The organism is Oceaniglobus sp. K40-3 (assembly GCF_055808395.1).
In genome coordinates, this window is the sequence record NZ_CM147868.1 from 1,296,472 (window position 1) to 1,312,052 (window position 15,581).

The following is a 15,581-nucleotide window of genomic DNA, read 5'->3' on the forward strand; positions in this document are numbered from 1 at the left end:
CTATGGGCGGCGACGGCGAAGAGGCTTGATAAATGGTGCGCGTTAGCGCAGAACATTTGGGAGAAATCTATGTATTGGCGCCAATATATCGAAGGAATCTGCATCCTGACCGTGATTGACACAACCGACCGTCGCATCCTTGCCGTCTTGCAGGGACGCGGGCGGATGACAAATGCCGATCTGGCCGAGGCGGTAAATCTGTCGGCGTCGGCCTGCCACAGGCGGGTGCAACGGTTAGAGGCCGAGGGCGTCATCACCGGCTATGTTGCGTTGTTGGACCGCCGCAAGCTGGAACGGAATGCGACGGTATTTGTCGAAATCACCCTGTCGGGGCAGGCCGACGATCTGCTGGACGCGTTCGAGCGGGCGGTGGCGCGTATTCCCGATGTGTTGGAGTGTCATCTGATGGCCGGTGCGGCGGATTACCTGCTCAAGGTCGTCGCGCAGGACACCGAAGATTTTGCCATGATCCACCGCCGCCATCTGTCGCGCCTGCCCGGTGTGGCGCAAATGCAAAGCTCGTTCGCGCTGCGCACCGTGCGCTGGACAACGGCGCTGCCGGTTTAGCTGCCAGGGCCGAACCGGCGGGGCAGGGCGGGCTTGTCCACGATATTGATGCCGAAGTCGCGTAGATATTCAAGGATGCTGTCGCTGCTCAGCACGGCCCATGCGATCATCGCGATGCCCAGAAAGAACAGTAACGCGATGGGGATCTCGTTCAAGTGCTGGGCAAAAGGCATCTTGCGGGTTTTGTGGCGCAGCGTTTTCTGGGCAAACTTCGCGGCAGGCCAACCACCGATGAATGCCAAAAACAAAAGCCGCGCTTCGGGAACACGCCATGCGCCGCGCCGGGCGCAGGATTTGTCCCATGCAAAGGTCACGAAAGTGACGACATTGATCGCGGCAAACCAGAGTGCGATTGTGATGAGTGTCATGGAGGCGAACCAGAGCTTTTTATCTGTCAGATCGCGATAGCCGGGGTTTGCGCCATAAGTTTGACGACGATCATCTGCGCAATCCGGTTTCGTACAGCAACCCTTGCCGCTTTGCCTCGTAATAATAGCCGCGCGCATACCACCCGACTGCGGCGTCGCGGTCGCCGTGTGAGACCATCCAAGCGCCACGCAGGTATTTCACCGCATATTTCAGGTTGGTGTCGGGGTTCAGCAGTTCGGCCGGCGGGCCACGGTGGCCCATGGTGCGCGCCGTGGCCGGAAGAATCTGCATCAGCCCGTAATAGGGGCCGTTGCGGGCAGCGGGGTTATAGCTGCTTTCGCGTTGCACCACCCGATGCACCAGATCCACAGGCACGTCATAGCGGTGGGCATATTGCGCAATCAGCGCATTCAGGGCCGCGGGGCCTTGGGCCTGGGTGCGCTGCACCTCTGGGGCGCGCCCGCTACAGGCGGCGAGGGTGACAAGCAACAGAAGGGCGATCAGGCGCATGGGGAAACCTCGGGTCCGGTAAGGCGCTGATACCATCCGGCTTTGTGCTGGGGCAACAATGCGCCGCCGTATGCGCCCGTGCCGGGGTGCGCGCGGCAAGATTCCGCCGGTGTGTTGTCTGGGTCACGGTGCGGAACAATGGCCCACGCGGCGCATTCTTACTCCAACGATCCAAACGCCGTGCGGCCCCGCGCCCCGGCATCTGATAAGGAGATGACCAAGATGAATACGCCACTGAAAACCGCCACCCTTGCCGCCGCCCTGTCTGCCCTCAGCCTGCCCGCCATGGCCCAGACGGCGACAACAACCGAAACCTTCGAGACAGGCAGCACCCTGGGATATCTGGAATGTACCGTCGAGGGTGGGTTCGGCCTGTTGATCGCGTCCAGCAAGGATGCCGTCTGCACCTTTGATCAGGCCGAAGGCGAAACCCAGACCTATGTGGGCACCATCGACAAGCTGGGCATTGATATCGGTGTGTCTGGCGAAAGCTATATGAAATGGGCCGTGGTGCAATTGCTGGACCACAAGGGCGAGGATGTGACCCTTGATGGCACCTATAACGGCGTGTCGGCCGATGCGTCGGTCGGTGTCGGCCTTGGGGCCAATGCGCTGTTGGGCGGGGATGATGATTCCATCGGCCTGCAACCGTTCAGCGTCGAGGGTAAAACCGGGCTGAACGTGGCCGTTGGCCTGACGTCGATGACCCTGACATCGGTGGAATAATTCACCGTGGGGCGTCACACCCCCTGAAACGACAAACCCCCGGTGCATTGCCCCGGGGGTTATCTGATTGGGGCCAAAACCCCCAGTATCGACAATGACTTACATCATGCCTTCGCGCTGGGCCTTTTTACGGGCGAGCTTGCGGGCGCGGCGGATGGCCTCGGCCTTCTCGCGCGCTTTCTTCTCGGACGGCTTTTCGAAATGTTGCTTGAGCTTCATTTCACGAAAAACGCCCTCACGCTGGAGCTTTTTCTTCAGAGCGCGGAGCGCCTGATCGACATTGTTGTCACGAACACTGACCTGCATGTGGTTTTCACCACCTTTCTAGTTTGAGTTGCAAGGAATTGCAGGAAGTGGCCCTATAGCAAAGGCGCGCTAACTTGTCTAGCGTTGCCGCAAATGCAGGAGGCCGAGATGACAGACCCAAGAACCGCCATTCTGGACGCCGCTTTGGCCCATGTGGCCTTTGACGGCTGGAGCGATGCAACCCTTGCCGCCGCCGCCCGGGACGCGGGCATGGATCTGGTTGAGGCGCGGGCGCTGTTTCCACGGGGCGGCGTCGATCTGGCGCTGGCCTATCACCGGGCCGGGGATGCGGCGATGGTGGCGCAACTGGCGCGCGAAAACCTGTCCGATCTGCGGTTTCGCGACCGGATCACGCTGGCCGTGCGCCTGCGCCTTGAGGGCGCCGAGAAAGAAGCGGTGCGCCGGGGCAGCACCCTGTTCGCGCTGCCCAACCATGCCGCCGACGGGGCCAGGGCGCTCTGGGAAACCGCCGATCATATCTGGAGCGCCCTTGGCGATACGTCGCGCGATGTGAACTGGTACACGAAACGCGCCACGCTGTCGGGGGTTTACGCCTCGACTTTGCTGTTTTGGCTGGGCGATGACAGTGCCGGTCATCAGGCAACTTGGGATTTTCTGGACAGGCGCATTGATGACGTGATGAAGATCGAAGAGGTAAAAGCGGCGGTGAACAAGAACCCGCTGCTGAAACCCTTCATGGCACTGCCAAACTGGGCAATGTCAAAGGTGCAGGCGCCGTCAAAGACGCCCCGGCGCAATTTTCCCGGGCGCTGGACGCGCCACCAGTGAACAAAGAGGGACGGAACGGACCGATGAGTGACACGATGCAAGCTGTTGAAATTTCATCCCCAGGCGGCCCCGAGGCCCTGCAACTGGTGGCCCGGCCCCTGCCGGTTCCGGGACAGGGGCAGATCGCCATCCGCCTGCATTATGCGGGGGTGAACCGCCCCGATGCCCTGCAACGTGCAGGGCGTTATGCGCCGCCCCCGGGGGCGAGCGACCTGCCGGGGCTGGAAGGCGCGGGCGAGGTCGCGGCGGTGGGGCCGGGCGTGACCCGCTGGGCTGTCGGGGATCGGGTTTGCGCCCTTCTGCCGGGCGGTGGATACGCCGAACAGGTGGTCTGTCATGCCGATCATGCCCTGCCGGTGCCCGATGGCATGGATATGAAACAGGCCGCCTGCCTGCCCGAAACATTTTTCACCGTGTTTTCAAATGTGTTCATGCGCGGCGGCTTGCAGGCGGGCGAACGGTTTCTGGTCCATGGCGGCAGTTCGGGCATTGGCACTACGGCAATTCAACTGGCCCATGCCCGGGGCGCGCGGGTGTTCACTACGGCCGGAACGGGCGAAAAATGCGCCGCCTGCCGTGATCTGGGGGCCGAGGTTGCCCTGAATTACCACGAGGAAGATTTCGTCGAGGTGATGAAGGCGGCAGGCGGTGCGAACCTGATCCTTGATATGGTTGGGGGTGAGTATTTGCCACGCAACATCAAATCTCTGGCGAATGACGGGCGGCTGGTGCAGATCGCGTTTCTGACCGGCGCCAAGGTTGAACTGAACTTTGCCGAAGTCATGGCGCGCCGCCTGACGATCACCGGCTCCACCCTGCGGCCTCAATCCGATCTGGCCAAGGCGCGGATCGCGCAGGCACTGGAACACGAGGTCTGGCCGCTGCTGGCGGCAGGGAAAATCGCGCCGGTGATGGACAGTGAATTTCTGCTGAGTGACGCCGCCAAGGCCCATGACCGCATGGAAAGCAGCGCCCATATCGGCAAGATCGTGCTGCGCATCGTCGGCTGATTCCCCCTGAGAAGGACAGAAAATGAGCGGATTGATCGCGCTTCTCGATGACGTTGCGGCCATCGCCAAGGTCGCCGCCGCCTCGGTTGACGATGTGGTGGGGCAGGCGGTCAAGGCCTCGTCCAAGGCGGCAGGGGCGGTGATCGACGACGCCGCCGTCACGCCGAAATACGTCCACGGGTTTTCCGCCGCCCGCGAACTGCCCATCGTGTGGCGCATCGCCCGGGGGTCGCTGTTCAACAAACTGGTGATCCTGCTGCCCGTGGCACTGTTGCTGTCGCGGTTTGCGCCATGGGCCATCGCGCCGCTGCTCATGCTGGGCGGGGCGTATCTGTGTTTTGAGGGGGCGGAAAAGGTCTGGCATGCGCTGAACCCCGGCGATCACCATGCCGAGGATCTGGCCGCAGAAAAGGCAGACAACACCCATCTTGAGGAACAGAAGGTGCGCGGCGCGATCAAGACCGATTTCATCCTTTCTGCCGAAATCATGACGATCATCCTGTCGGCCCTGCCCACTGGTGTTGCTTTGTGGCAGACGGCGGCGGCGCTGGCCGTGGCAGGAGGGATCATCACACTTGCGGTTTATGGTGCGGTGGGCCTGATCGTTAAGGCCGATGATGCGGGGCTGGCCATGGTGGCCAGGGGCCGCTTGGCCGCCACGCGCGCGGTGGGGCAGGCCATCGTGCGCGGGATGCCCGGGTTTCTGGCGCTGCTGGTCACGGTCGGCACGGCGGCGATGATCTGGGTCGGGGGGCAAATCATCGTCCATGGGCTGCACGAACTGGGCGTGCATGGGCCATATGACATCATCCACGGGCTGGCCCTGCGCGCGGTCGCGGTTGTCGGGGCCGCCCCCGGCGCCGTGGAATGGGCCGTGACGGCGTTTCTGGATGGCATGGTCGGGCTGGTGATCGGGCTGCTGCTGATCCCGGTTGTGACATTCGTTATCCTGCCCGTGGCGGGGCTGTTTCGCCGGGGCTGAACCGTTAGGGGATCGGATCGAACAGCGCATCTTTCAGGGTGCAGTCGTGGATCACGTCGCGCCCGCAGGGGACGGGGGTGAGGGATTTTGAAAGGCACAGGCGCGCCTCCTGGATGCGGCCTGCCTGACAGGTGATGGTGATGCTGTCGGGTGTAAGGGTGGGGTTTTCCTTGAGGAATGCGTCTTCGATCACCGCAGCGGGAAGTTTCACGGCGCGGTCAAGTTTGCGCAGCACTGCCGGGCGGGTCACGGCACCATAGGCGCGGCGCGCGGTGGCGAAATAATCATCCGCAGACAGGCCCGCGCAGCGCCCATGTTTTTTCCACTGATACCAGGCCGCACCGCCATCGCCCATGATATCGGCCATGGCGCGGGTTTGCGCGCGCGACGGATCGCGCGCCGTGGTACGACAATAGCTGGGATAGCCGCGGTGGAACTGTGGCCACAGCCCGTGCAGCACCCAGCCGTTATCGGCGCCGGCCGCACATTGGGGCGAGCCGCGCAGATCGCCCTCAAGGGCGCACCATGTGGGCGACCATGACAGGGACAGCACATAATAATCGAATGCGCCCGCCGGTTCGCCTTCGGCCCTGATCTGGGTGGGAAGCAGGGAGATGAGCAGCAGGAGCAGCGGCAAAATGCGCATTTTCTCTTTTCCTTGGGGGCGAGGCGGACTATATCCGGGGTAACTTCCCCGAAAACGAGGTAAGGGTCCAGCCGGACCAGCCGTTTTCCCCGGACCAAATGTCATGCCCGGGTCAGTGCCAAAGGAGAGAGCCGATGCAAAAACCGATCATGGCCAAGGCCACTGCCGTGTGGCTGGTGGACAACACCACGCTTACGTTCCGCCAGGTTGCGGATTTCTGCGGGCTGCACGAACTTGAGGTGCAGGGCATCGCCGATGGCGATGTGGCCGCTGGTGTCAAAGGGTTTGACCCTGTGACCAACAACCAGTTGGACCAAAGCGAGATCGACAAGGCCGAGAAAGACCCGCTGCACAAGCTGAAGCTGAAATTTTATGCCGCAGCGGTGGGCGAGGAAAAACGCCGTGGTCCGCGCTACACCCCCTGTCAAAGCGGCAGGACCGGCCTGCATCCATTCTGTGGCTGGTGAAATTCCACCCCGAACTGAGCGACGGTCAGGTGAGCAAACTGGTGGGCACCACCAAGCCGACAATTCAGGCGATCCGCGAGCGTACTCATTGGAACATCAACAACATCCAGCCGATCGATCCGGTCGCCCTGGGCCTGTGCAAACAGTCGGAACTGGACATGGCGGTGCAAAAGGCCAACGCCAAGAAGGCCAAGGAAGGCGGCGTGATGAGCGACGACGAGCGCCGCAAACTGGTCAGCACGGAACAAAGCCTTGGCATGGAGCCGGAGCCCCGGATGCCCACGGCGATTGCCGGGCTTGAGACATTTTCCCTGTCGGGCAATGAGGACGACGAGAAAGAGCCGGATCTGCCGGATGCCGAGAGTTTCTTCAATCTGCCCGATGACGGGCCCGAAGATGACGACGACGACAAGTAAGATTTATGGACGGCGGGACGACGCTCGGCTTACGCCATCGCCCCGCCCACCATCCCTTGTCATGCCCGGCCAATGGCCCTATGTAGGGGGCGAGAGGTTGGCGCGGGCAGGCACCTCGCCAACCCGGTCAGGTCCGGAAGGAAGCAGCCGTAACGAGCCCCGCTTGGGTCGTTGTCCAGCCTCTCACCCTTTGTTTTGCCTTGTTTAAGGAGGGATTTTGATGATTGTGATCGCATTCCTCCGGCGGGCCGGGGCCTGAGTTTTCACGCCTTGCCGCCGATTCGGTATCTGCGTCGCACCACGCCGCGCGGACCCTGTTTTCTGCTGAACAAGGCAATCCTGTGACTGACACACACTATTCCCTGGCCGATCTTGGATGGTCGGCCCATTTTTCATCGCAGCTCGACATTGACGAATTCACCGATTTGGCGCCCATGCGCATCACCGCCGTTTTACGCGATGGCGTGATCGGGTTGGGCGAGGCGGGGGCGGATACGTTAATCCTGCCGTCGGGCGAAAGTGCGGGCGATTATGCCGTGGGTGATTGGGTGCTGGTTGATGCTGATCTGCGCCGTGTGGTGCGGCGGCTTGAGCGGCATTCGCTGTTGCAGCGCCGGGCGGCCGGGACGGGGCGTGAGGTGCAGCTGATTGCGGCCAACATCGACACCCTGTTCATCGTTACTTCGTGCAACGCCGATTTCAACGCCGCGCGGCTGGAACGCTATCTGGTGCTGGCCGCCGAGGCGGGCGTGGCGCCGGTCATCCTGTTGACCAAGGCCGATATGGCCGATGCTGATGGGTATGTGGCGCAGGCGCGGGCCTTGGGCGCGGATGTGCCGGTTGAGGCGCTGAACGCCAAGGATCCGGCAGCGGTTGAACGTTTGACCGGCTGGTTGGGTCGGGGGCGAACGGGCGCATTGCTGGGCAGTTCGGGGGTGGGCAAGACCACGCTTTTGAATGCCCTGACCGATCAGGGCGCCGCAACCGGAGGCATCCGCGAGGACGACGCCCGTGGCCGTCACACCACCACCGCGCGGGGGTTGTTTGCCGCCCGTGGGGGAAGCTGGCTGGTCGATACGCCGGGGATGCGCGCGGTGCGCCTGTCGGATGTGGCCGGTGGAATCGACGTCGTGTTTTCCGACCTGGTGGAACTGGCGGGCGCGTGCCGGTTTTCCGATTGCGCCCATGGGGCCGAACCGGGCTGTGCGGTGCAGGCGGCGATTGCCGCCGGGCAGATTGATGGCGAGCGGTTGATTCGCTGGCAGAAACTGGCGCGTGAAGAAGAGCACAACAGCGCCAGTATTCACGAAAGCCGCCGCCGTGACCGGTCGCTGAACAAGATGTACCGTGAAGGCAAGGCGAACAGGCGGCGCAAAGAGGGGCAATAGGCGACCGAAGGTTTCCCTGCGGTCGCCTGGCCGTGTCAGGCCGCGTTGCCCTCGACCACCTGACCGGGGTGGCGCACGGCCCAATCGGCAAGGAAATCGCGCATTTCGGGGGTGCCTGCCATGGGGATGGCCCCCGGGGCAGGGCCAGACCATGTTCCAGCGCGAGTCGTGCGCAGGCGATATGATCGGCCCCGCCCCGGGCAGGCGCGTGTGCGGCCCCGTGGATGATCGTGCCCAATAACGTGCCGCCATGCCCGTTGCGGCGGGTCAGATCGGGCCTCAGCGACAGCAGATACGCCAACACTTCGGGATCGCCGATCCAACCTGCGGTTTGCACCGGCGGCACCCCCATGGGACCGGGGCGATCATACTCCAGCCCCAGCGCCACCAGCCGTTCGATATGACCCCGGCGTGCGGGCAGGATGACGATGTCCGAGATCAGACTGCGGTATACCTCGGGCAGGATGGCCGGGTCGAGGAAGGCGCCCGGGCTGGCCTGCCCATCGGCGGCGCGGGCCAGCAGGATTTCGGCGTCGCTCAGGGTGGTGTCGCCCCCGGCGGCGGCGATCTGTTTGCCCACCGCAGTGCTGCCAATAACGCGGGCCAGCGCATAGGGCGAACAGCCCCGCCACGCCAATGAGGGATCGGCCCCGGCATCCAGCAACAGCCGCACCATTTCACCATCGCTCATCCGGCGGGCGGCCTGACACAGGGCCGGGATCTGGCCGTTGGTCGTGGCGTTCGGGTTGGCCTCCGCACTCAGCAACATCCGCACTGCGCCATGATCGTTGAAATCCATGGCCCGGGCCAGCGCATTTGTACCGTTCGGGGCGGCCCCATGGGCAAGCAGCAGGATCAGCCCGTCATGATGGCCCAATTCGGTGGCATGATAGAGCGATTCGCCGTCATCCGGGTTCGCGCCGTGTTCCAGCAACCAACGGGCCAGCGGCATGTTGTCGCCATGGCCGATGGCCCCGTAAAGCGCCGAAAGCGCGCCGTCCTCGCGGGGCGTGGCATCATTCACATCGGCCCCATGGGCGCGCAGCAGATCCGCAATCTCCAGCATGTCGTCGCGCAAATCAGGGCGCAGTTGGTGATAGCGCGAAAATGCCAGATGCAGGATGGGGCGACGCGGCCCAAGGGGCCGGGTGGCGCTGGCGGGATCACGCTCGATCGCCCTGCGCACCGCCGCCAGATCATAAAGCGCGATTTCCAGCCCCAGAAGCCCGCGCGCCAGATCGGGGGTTTCGGCCAAAAGCTGTGCCGTGATCTGGTTCTGGCCATGAAACAGCGCGATTTTCAGCCGTTGCTGTCTGGCGGCGCGATCCATGCCTTCGGCCTCGACCGCCGTTTTCATCTGCGGCCAACTGGTGAAATTGGCTTCGCGGGCGATCACATGCAGGAAATCGGCGTGTTTCAGGGGGGCAGGGCCATCGCCCAGCACGGCACGCACCCGGCCAGCGGCCGGCGTATCGCCCCCGCCATAGGCGCGTTTCAGTAAAGTGGCCTTGCGGCGCAATTCATCAAGGGATGACATCGGGGTTTCCTCTGACATTGCCCGACGATCCGCTGTGACCGGGCCAGAAAAAACCGAAAATGAGGGTCGTTTTCTGTGTGTTCGGGGTGCTGTCAGGCTTTCCGCGGATCAGGGTGCAGCCCCGTGCTGCGCAATTCGATATAGGCGCAACGTCGGCCCAAGGCAAGCGGGCGCTGTGTGCGGGCATCATTCGCATATCATTCGGCCCTGCGGCGTTTACGTGGCACCCACCCTTGCCTAAGTTGCGGGTCAGACACTTATCCCGAATCCCCGGAGCCCCATGTCAGACGCCCCCGCATATCGCGTGCTTGCCCGCAAATACCGCCCCGAGACATTCGCCGATCTGATCGGTCAGGATGCCATGGTGCGCACCCTTAAAAATGCATTCGAGGCCGACCGGATCGCCCAGGCGTTCATCATGACCGGCATTCGTGGCACCGGTAAAACCACCACGGCGCGGATCATTGCCAAGGGGATGAATTGCATTGGCCCTGATGGAAATGGCGGGCCGACGGTGGCCCCCTGTGGACAGTGCAAACCCTGCAAGGGAATCGCCGAGGGGCGGTTTTTCGATGTGCTCGAAATCGACGCGGCCTCGTCCACGGGGGTTGAAAATGTGCGCGAACTCAACGCCATGGCCAATACAAGACCGGCTGAGGGACGCTATAAGATCTTCATCATCGATGAGGTTCATATGCTTTCGGTCAACGCGTTCAACGCGCTGCTGAAAACCCTTGAGGAACCCCCAGCCCACACAAAGTTCATCATGGCCACCACGGAAATCCGCAAGGTGCCGGTGACAGTTCTGTCGCGCTGTCAACGGTTCGATCTGCGCCGGATCGAACCCGATGTGATGATCGCCCATCTGGCGAAAATCGCCGGTTTGGAGGGCGCGCAAATTGCCGATGACGCGCTGGCACTGATCACCCGCGCGGCCGAAGGATCGGTGCGCGATGCGCTGTCACTGATGGATCAGGCGATTGCCCATGGGGCAGGCGAAACCACTGCCGATCAGGTGCGCGCCATGCTGGGGCTGGCCGACCGGGGGCGGGTTCTGGACTTGTTTGATATGATCCTTGGCGGCGATGCGGCAGGCGCCTTGGGGGAACTGTCGGCGCAATATTCCGATGGTGCCGATCCCATGGCGGTGCTGCGCGATCTGGCGGAAATCACCCATTGGATCAGCGTGATCAAGATTACCCCAGAGGCGGGCGACGATCCCACCATCGGCCCGGATGAACGGGCGCGCGGTGCGGTCATGGCCGAAAAGCTGCCGATGCGGGTGCTGACACGGATGTGGCAGATGCTTCTCAAGGCGATCGAGGAAGTGGGCCAGGCGCCCAACGCCATGATGGCCGCCGAAATGGCCGTGATCCGCCTGACCCATGTGGCCGACCTGCCCAGCCCCGAAGACCTGCTGCGCAAATTGCAGGACACGCCGCGTCCGCCGCCGCCGGCGGGCGGGTCCGGGGGGCCTCGGCCAAGGCCTCGGGGGGCGGCTCGGGCAATGCCCGCGCCTTGGCGCCCCGTGGCGGGGGGCGCAACGGCGCTGGCGGTGCAGCCCGAAACCGCGCTGGCCCGCTTCGCCAGTTTCGATGCGGTGGTCGAGCTGATCCGCGCCAACCGCGATGCCAAACTTCTGATCGAGGTGGAAACCTGCGTTGGGCTGGCCAGCTATGCCCCCGGCCGGATCGAATTCGTGCCCACAGAAAACGCCCCCCGCGATCTTGCCGCGCGTCTGGCCCAGCGATTGCAACTCTGGACCGGCGCGCGTTGGGCGGTGACATTGGTGAACAAAGGCGGCGCCCCGACCATCGCATCCCTGCGCGACGCCGCCGACAATGATCTGCGCGCCAGGGCCCGGGCGCACCCCCTGATGCAAGCGGTGCTGCTGGCCTTTCCCAAGGCGGAAATCACCGACATCCGCACCCCCGAAGCGATGAAAGCCGAGGCCGCCGAACAGGCCCTCCCCGAAGTTGACGAGGAATGGGATCCGTTCGAGGACGATTGACACTCACCTTCACTGCGGCGCTTGTGGCCCGCCGCCATGGCGCTTATCTCTGGCCCAAACCGATAGAGATGGAGAGACGACATGCTTAAGGGACTTGGCGGATTGGGCGACATGGGCAAAATGATGAAGGCCGCCCAGGACATGCAAGGCAAGATGGCCGAACTGCAGGAACAGTTGGAAACCACCATGGTCACCGGCGAATCCGGCGCCGGGTTGGTCAAGGCAACGGCAACCGCCAAGGGCGTGCTGACCGCGCTCGACATTGATCCGTCGATCTTCAACGCCGACGAAAAGGAAGTGGTCGAAGACCTGATTTTGGCCGCGATCAAAGACGCCCAGCAAAAGGCCGCCACGAAATCCCAGGATGAGATGAGCAAACTGACCGAGGGCCTTGGCCTGCCTGCGGGCATGAAGCTGCCGTTCTGAGCGCCTGTGCTGCTTTTTACTGATAAAAATACTCATGGCGCAGCGCCGGCCACAGGCGCGCCATGAGTAAGGCACCCTCTGACATCGAAACCCTGATTGATCTGATGGCGCGCCTGCCCGGGCTGGGCCCCCGTTCGGCGCGCCGCGCGGTGCTGCATTTGATCAAGAAACGCGGCCAATTGCTTGGCCCGCTGGCGGTCGCGATGCAGCAGGTGGGCGATACGGCCCGCGAATGTGTCAGCTGCGGCAACATCGGCACCGGCGATCTTTGCCCGATCTGTGCCGATCCGGCCCGCGCCACCGGCGAAATCTGCGTGGTCGAGGATGTGGCCGATCTTTGGGCGATGGAGCGCAGCAAGGTGTTCAAGGGCCGCTATCATGTGTTGGGCGGCACCCTTTCGGCCCTTGATGCCATCGGCCCCGAAGATCTGCACATCCCCCGTCTGATTGACAGGATCCCCCGTGAAGGGGTGCGTGAACTGATCCTGGCCCTGAACGCCACGGTGGATGGCCAGACCACCGCCCATTACATCGCCGAACAGGTCGAAGGCACCGAGGTGGCCGTTACCTCACTGGCGCAGGGCGTGCCGATCGGGGGCGAACTCGATTATCTTGATGACGGCACAATCACGGCGGCCCTGCGGGCGCGGCGCGCGTTCTAGGGGGCGATCAGGCGCCGGGGGTTTTCCTGAACGGGGCCAGCAAGGCGCGGGCGCGGGTTTCGGCGCGGCGCACCCGAACTGCGGTAAGATAGGCCTCCTGCAATGTTTGGGATGACGCGCCCAACACTTCGCCCACCTGATCGACGATGGTGATATCGCCGCTGGTTTCGGCGGCTTCGAGGGCTTCGAGGGCCAGTTCGTCGGCGAGGTCTTCGAGAAGCTGCATGTTTGTTCCTTGGTCTGATGTCGCGTGGTTTCTACTTACTGCGCGGTTTGGCGCAATATTTCCTATTTGCTGCGCGGTTTGGCGCGCAAGGTCGGTTCGGCCTCGGTCGGGTTTTCCGGCCATGGGTGACGGGGATAGCTGGCGCGCATGTCCTTGCGTACATCGTCATAGGAACTGGCCCAGAAGCCGGGCAAATCCATGGTGGTTTGCACCGGGCGGCGGGCCGGTGACAGCAGGGTGATGCGCAAGGGGCGTCCGGCGACGGCGGGATGGGTTGCAACGCCGAACATCTCTTGCAGGCGGATTTCGATTTCGGGATCGTCGCCGGAATAATCTATGGGCGCCTTGTTGCCCAGGGGCGTGGTGTAATTGGCCGGTGCGACTCGGTCGAGCGTTTGGGCTTGGTCCCAATCCAGCATGGCGCGCAGGGGTTGGGTGAGGTCAAACCCCTTCCACGCCCCCGCACTGCCCACATGGCCAAGATGCGGAAGAAGCCAGTGGTCGATACCCTCCATCAGCGCAGTTTCCGACATATCAGGCAGATCGGCCCCCGTTTCCCTGACCAGCGCGACCCGCGCGCGCAGGCGTTGGGAAGGGGCGGAAAAGGTAAACCCAAGATCGCGCACCCCGTCCAGCATGGCACGGGCGCGGGCTTCGGGGGGCATCCTGCCAGTGGCGATCCTCCAGCACCAGCGCGCCGAATTGTAACTGTTGGCGGGCAACCACCCGGCGGCTGCGCCTGTCCCATTCACAGACGTCGTGCCACGCCATGGCATCGCCGTGAATGGCGCTGACATCGGCCTGGGTGATTTCGATGGCCTGGCGGATTTTCGCCTCGCGCGGGTGGCCGTCGGTGTCGGTCACCACCAACAGCCGCGCGTTCGCCAGCGGATCATCGGCCGGCAGAATCGCCCCTTTGCCCCCTGACAGCACAAAGCGCGGATCGTCGCCGTTGCGGCGCAGGGCGATCCGGTCGGGAAAGGCCAGCGCGGCGTGCTGGGCCGGGGTCAACGCGGCCTCGGGGCCGGCCAATCGGGTCAGGCGGCGTTGTTCCTGGGTGACCCGCGAAAGGGTGGGCCGGTCGATCCGGTGGGGGGAACGGTCAGCAAAGGCGCGCGGATCGCGCAGGGCCGCAAGGCGCAGGGCCAGATCAACCGGTGCGCCGCGCAGAATGTCGCGTTCAGACAAGAGAGCGGCCAGCGGGGCCGCCTTTGGGCCGGCGATTTGTAACATATGTGCAAGTCTGGGGTGCAGCGGCATTGCGGCCAAAGCGCGGCCATGGTCGGTGATCTGGCCATTTTTCAGGGCGCCCAGCCCGGTCAGCAACGTCTGTGCCTCGCCAAAGGCCCCTTGGGGCGGGGTGGTGAGAAAGGGCAGGGCGGCGGCATCAGACACCCCCCAAAGCGCAAGCTCCAGAACCAGACCGGCCAGATCGGCGGCCTCGATCTCGGCAGGGGGGAAGGGGGCCAATGCGCCCTCTTCGCCCTTGGCCCAGAGGCGAAAACAGGTGCCTTCCGCCACCCGGCCTGCGCGGCCCCGGCGCTGTTCGGCCTCGGCGCGGGTCACCCGTTCGGTCACCAGCCGTGACATGCCTGATCCGGGGTCGAACCTTGCGCGGCGCGACCGCCCGCCGTCGATGACCACGCGCACGTCCTCCAGCGTCAGCGAGGTTTCGGCGATGGCCGTGGCCAGCACCAGTTTGCGCCCCTGTTTGGCGGGCGTGATCGCGGCGCGTTGGTCGGCAAAGGGCAGGGCACCGAACAGGGGGCGAATCGTGACATTACCGGGCAGACGCCCGGTCAGTGCCTGTTCAACCCGGCGGATTTCGCCCTCACCGGGCAGAAAGGCCAAAAGGCCGCCGCTGGTGTGCGCCACGGCGTCGCTGATCAGATCGGCCATGGCGGATTCGAACCGTTGCGCCTTTGGCACCGGGCGATCCAGCCAGCGGGTTTCCACCGGAAAGGCCCGCCCCTGTGATGTGATCACCGGCGCATCGCCCATCAACCCGGCCACCGGCGCGGCGTCCAGCGTGGCCGACATGACCACCAGCATCAGATCGTCGCGCAGCGCGCCGCGCACCTCAAGGCACAGGGCCAGCCCCAGATCGGCATTCAGCGAGCGTTCGTGAAATTCGTCAAAGATCAGCGCCGCGATCCCGGGCAGTTCGGGGTTTGACTGGATCATCCGGGTGAGGATGCCTTCGGTCACGACCTCGATCCGGGTGGCGCGTGACACTTTCGCTTCGCCCCGAATGCGATAGCCCACCGTTTGCCCCACGGATTCGCCAAGGGTTTGGGCCATGCGCTCAGCGGCGGCGCGGGCGGCAAGGCGGCGGGGTTCCAGCATCACGATCTTGCCCGCCGGGTTCAGCGCCGACAGTATGGCCAGCGGCACGCGTGTGGTTTTGCCCGCACCGGGGGGCGCCTGAAGCACGGCCTGGCCCCGGGCGCGCAGGGCATCCAGCAGGGCGGGCAGGGCATCGTCGATGGGCAGGTGTATCATGGGCGCGGTTATCGCTTGGCTTTGCCCATGATGCCAGAGGT

At 63.9% G+C, this 15,581-nt stretch carries 16 protein-coding genes, 1 other RNA gene and 2 pseudogenes; 13 read left to right on the plus strand and 6 right to left on the minus strand.

The features are described from left to right. The first annotated feature begins 69 nt into the window (after positions 1-69). Entirely contained in the window at positions 70-567 is a 498-nt protein-coding gene (locus tag AC0L7P_RS06675; RefSeq protein WP_473435005.1) for an Lrp/AsnC family transcriptional regulator, read from the plus strand. Here AC0L7P_RS06675 and AC0L7P_RS06680 read toward each other — a convergent pair. Together AC0L7P_RS06680 and AC0L7P_RS06685 are read right to left on the minus strand one after the other, a co-directional pair. Beyond that, complete coding sequence (locus AC0L7P_RS06680) at positions 564-935, minus strand: DUF1294 domain-containing protein (protein ID WP_473435006.1); 372 nt, start codon at positions 933-935, stop codon at positions 564-566. The two genes, AC0L7P_RS06675 and AC0L7P_RS06680, sit on opposite strands and share 4 nt — an antisense overlap. A gap of 70 nt (positions 936-1,005) precedes the next feature. Beyond that, positions 1,006-1,446, minus strand: a complete 441-nt coding sequence (locus AC0L7P_RS06685) for a transglycosylase SLT domain-containing protein (protein ID WP_473435007.1) — start codon at positions 1,444-1,446, stop codon at positions 1,006-1,008. A gap of 222 nt (positions 1,447-1,668) precedes the next feature. On the opposite strand from AC0L7P_RS06685, the gene AC0L7P_RS06690 reads away from it, so the two are divergent. Continuing rightward, the gene (locus tag AC0L7P_RS06690) at positions 1,669-2,172 is read left to right on the plus strand and encodes a DUF992 domain-containing protein (protein ID WP_473435008.1); all 504 of its coding nucleotides are present in this window, start codon (positions 1,669-1,671) and stop codon (positions 2,170-2,172) included. A gap of 99 nt (positions 2,173-2,271) precedes the next feature. Here AC0L7P_RS06690 and rpsU read toward each other — a convergent pair whose 3' ends face one another. Next, positions 2,272-2,478 (minus strand): 30S ribosomal protein S21, encoded by a 207-nt coding sequence (gene rpsU, locus AC0L7P_RS06695; protein ID WP_007118112.1) that lies wholly within the window; start codon positions 2,476-2,478, stop codon positions 2,272-2,274. A 108-nt stretch (positions 2,479-2,586) separates the two neighbouring features. Here rpsU and AC0L7P_RS06700 point away from each other — a divergent pair, with 108 nt between their 5' ends. The 3 genes from AC0L7P_RS06700 to AC0L7P_RS06710 are packed head-to-tail and all read left to right on the plus strand — an operon-like array spanning position 2,587 to position 5,259. Further along, on the plus strand, positions 2,587-3,267 hold the full coding sequence (locus tag AC0L7P_RS06700) for a COQ9 family protein (RefSeq protein WP_473435009.1): 681 nt from the start codon (positions 2,587-2,589) through the stop codon (positions 3,265-3,267). A gap of 23 nt (positions 3,268-3,290) precedes the next feature. After that, positions 3,291-4,277 (plus strand): NAD(P)H-quinone oxidoreductase, encoded by a 987-nt coding sequence (locus AC0L7P_RS06705; RefSeq protein ID WP_473435010.1) that lies wholly within the window; start codon positions 3,291-3,293, stop codon positions 4,275-4,277. Between the two features lie 22 nt (positions 4,278-4,299). Beyond that, positions 4,300-5,259, plus strand: a complete 960-nt coding sequence (locus AC0L7P_RS06710; protein ID WP_473435011.1) for a DUF808 domain-containing protein — start codon at positions 4,300-4,302, stop codon at positions 5,257-5,259. Between the two features lie 4 nt (positions 5,260-5,263). Here the strand turns inward: AC0L7P_RS06710 and AC0L7P_RS06715 are convergent, their stop codons facing one another. Beyond that, positions 5,264-5,905 carry a ribonuclease T2 family protein gene (locus tag AC0L7P_RS06715; protein ID WP_473435012.1) on the minus strand — a complete coding sequence of 214 codons (642 nt, stop codon included), beginning with the start codon at positions 5,903-5,905 and terminating at the stop codon, positions 5,264-5,266. 134 nt (positions 5,906-6,039) lie between these two features. On the opposite strand from AC0L7P_RS06715, the pseudogene AC0L7P_RS06720 reads away from it, so the two are divergent. The 8 genes and pseudogenes from AC0L7P_RS06720 to recR all read left to right on the plus strand — a co-directional run bounded on the left by AC0L7P_RS06720 (position 6,040) and on the right by recR (position 12,812). Beyond that, a pseudogene (locus AC0L7P_RS06720) lies at positions 6,040-6,788 on the plus strand (DUF1013 domain-containing protein). Positions 6,789-6,879: 91 nt separating this feature from the next. Further along, positions 6,880-6,976, plus strand: an RNA gene (gene ffs / locus AC0L7P_RS06725) — signal recognition particle sRNA small type. A 153-nt stretch (positions 6,977-7,129) separates the two neighbouring features. Beyond that, on the plus strand, positions 7,130-8,176 hold the full coding sequence (gene rsgA / locus AC0L7P_RS06730; RefSeq protein WP_473435013.1) for a ribosome small subunit-dependent GTPase A: 1,047 nt from the start codon (positions 7,130-7,132) through the stop codon (positions 8,174-8,176). Between the two features lie 400 nt (positions 8,177-8,576). After that, positions 8,577-8,816: a hypothetical protein gene (locus AC0L7P_RS06735; protein ID WP_473435014.1), complete on the plus strand. Its 240-nt coding sequence runs from the start codon at positions 8,577-8,579 to the stop codon at positions 8,814-8,816. A 198-nt stretch (positions 8,817-9,014) separates the two neighbouring features. Next, a complete protein-coding gene (locus tag AC0L7P_RS06740) occupies positions 9,015-9,677 on the plus strand; it encodes a hypothetical protein (RefSeq protein ID WP_473435015.1) in 663 nt (220 codons plus the stop codon). A 316-nt stretch (positions 9,678-9,993) separates the two neighbouring features. Further along, entirely contained in the window at positions 9,994-11,724 is a 1,731-nt protein-coding gene (locus tag AC0L7P_RS06745; RefSeq protein WP_473435016.1) for a DNA polymerase III subunit gamma/tau, read from the plus strand. 81 nt (positions 11,725-11,805) lie between these two features. Continuing rightward, positions 11,806-12,150, plus strand: coding sequence for a YbaB/EbfC family nucleoid-associated protein (locus AC0L7P_RS06750; protein WP_473435017.1), 345 nt, complete (start codon positions 11,806-11,808; stop codon positions 12,148-12,150). Positions 12,151-12,212: 62 nt separating this feature from the next. Next, positions 12,213-12,812 (plus strand): recombination mediator RecR, encoded by a 600-nt coding sequence (recR, locus tag AC0L7P_RS06755; RefSeq protein WP_473435018.1) that lies wholly within the window; start codon positions 12,213-12,215, stop codon positions 12,810-12,812. A gap of 7 nt (positions 12,813-12,819) precedes the next feature. Here recR and AC0L7P_RS06760 read toward each other — a convergent pair whose 3' ends face one another. Together AC0L7P_RS06760 and hrpB are read right to left on the minus strand one after the other, a co-directional pair. After that, positions 12,820-13,038, minus strand: a complete 219-nt coding sequence (locus tag AC0L7P_RS06760) for a hypothetical protein (RefSeq protein ID WP_473435019.1) — start codon at positions 13,036-13,038, stop codon at positions 12,820-12,822. Between the two features lie 62 nt (positions 13,039-13,100). Next, positions 13,101-15,540 (minus strand): annotated as a pseudogene (gene hrpB / locus AC0L7P_RS06765) (ATP-dependent helicase HrpB). Positions 15,541-15,581 lie beyond the last annotated feature (41 nt).

What these genes read in the sequence shown, in the direction of transcription:
- AC0L7P_RS06675 (WP_473435005.1), top strand. Translation starts at nt 70, where the DNA reads ATGTATTGGCGCCAATATATCGAAGGAATCTGCATCCTGACCGTGATT.
- AC0L7P_RS06680 (WP_473435006.1), bottom strand. Translation starts at nt 935, where the DNA reads ATGACACTCATCACAATCGCACTCTGGTTTGCCGCGATCAATGTCGTC.
- AC0L7P_RS06685 (WP_473435007.1), bottom strand. Translation starts at nt 1,446, where the DNA reads ATGCGCCTGATCGCCCTTCTGTTGCTTGTCACCCTCGCCGCCTGTAGC.
- AC0L7P_RS06690 (WP_473435008.1), top strand. Translation starts at nt 1,669, where the DNA reads ATGAATACGCCACTGAAAACCGCCACCCTTGCCGCCGCCCTGTCTGCC.
- rpsU (WP_007118112.1), bottom strand. Translation starts at nt 2,478, where the DNA reads ATGCAGGTCAGTGTTCGTGACAACAATGTCGATCAGGCGCTCCGCGCT.
- AC0L7P_RS06700 (WP_473435009.1), top strand. Translation starts at nt 2,587, where the DNA reads ATGACAGACCCAAGAACCGCCATTCTGGACGCCGCTTTGGCCCATGTG.
- AC0L7P_RS06705 (WP_473435010.1), top strand. Translation starts at nt 3,291, where the DNA reads ATGAGTGACACGATGCAAGCTGTTGAAATTTCATCCCCAGGCGGCCCC.
- AC0L7P_RS06710 (WP_473435011.1), top strand. Translation starts at nt 4,300, where the DNA reads ATGAGCGGATTGATCGCGCTTCTCGATGACGTTGCGGCCATCGCCAAG.
- AC0L7P_RS06715 (WP_473435012.1), bottom strand. Translation starts at nt 5,905, where the DNA reads ATGCGCATTTTGCCGCTGCTCCTGCTGCTCATCTCCCTGCTTCCCACC.
- AC0L7P_RS06735 (WP_473435014.1), top strand. Translation starts at nt 8,577, where the DNA reads ATGACCCCGGCGTGCGGGCAGGATGACGATGTCCGAGATCAGACTGCG.
- AC0L7P_RS06740 (WP_473435015.1), top strand. Translation starts at nt 9,015, where the DNA reads ATGGGCAAGCAGCAGGATCAGCCCGTCATGATGGCCCAATTCGGTGGC.
- AC0L7P_RS06745 (WP_473435016.1), top strand. Translation starts at nt 9,994, where the DNA reads ATGTCAGACGCCCCCGCATATCGCGTGCTTGCCCGCAAATACCGCCCC.
- AC0L7P_RS06750 (WP_473435017.1), top strand. Translation starts at nt 11,806, where the DNA reads ATGCTTAAGGGACTTGGCGGATTGGGCGACATGGGCAAAATGATGAAG.
- recR (WP_473435018.1), top strand. Translation starts at nt 12,213, where the DNA reads ATGAGTAAGGCACCCTCTGACATCGAAACCCTGATTGATCTGATGGCG.
- AC0L7P_RS06760 (WP_473435019.1), bottom strand. Translation starts at nt 13,038, where the DNA reads ATGCAGCTTCTCGAAGACCTCGCCGACGAACTGGCCCTCGAAGCCCTC.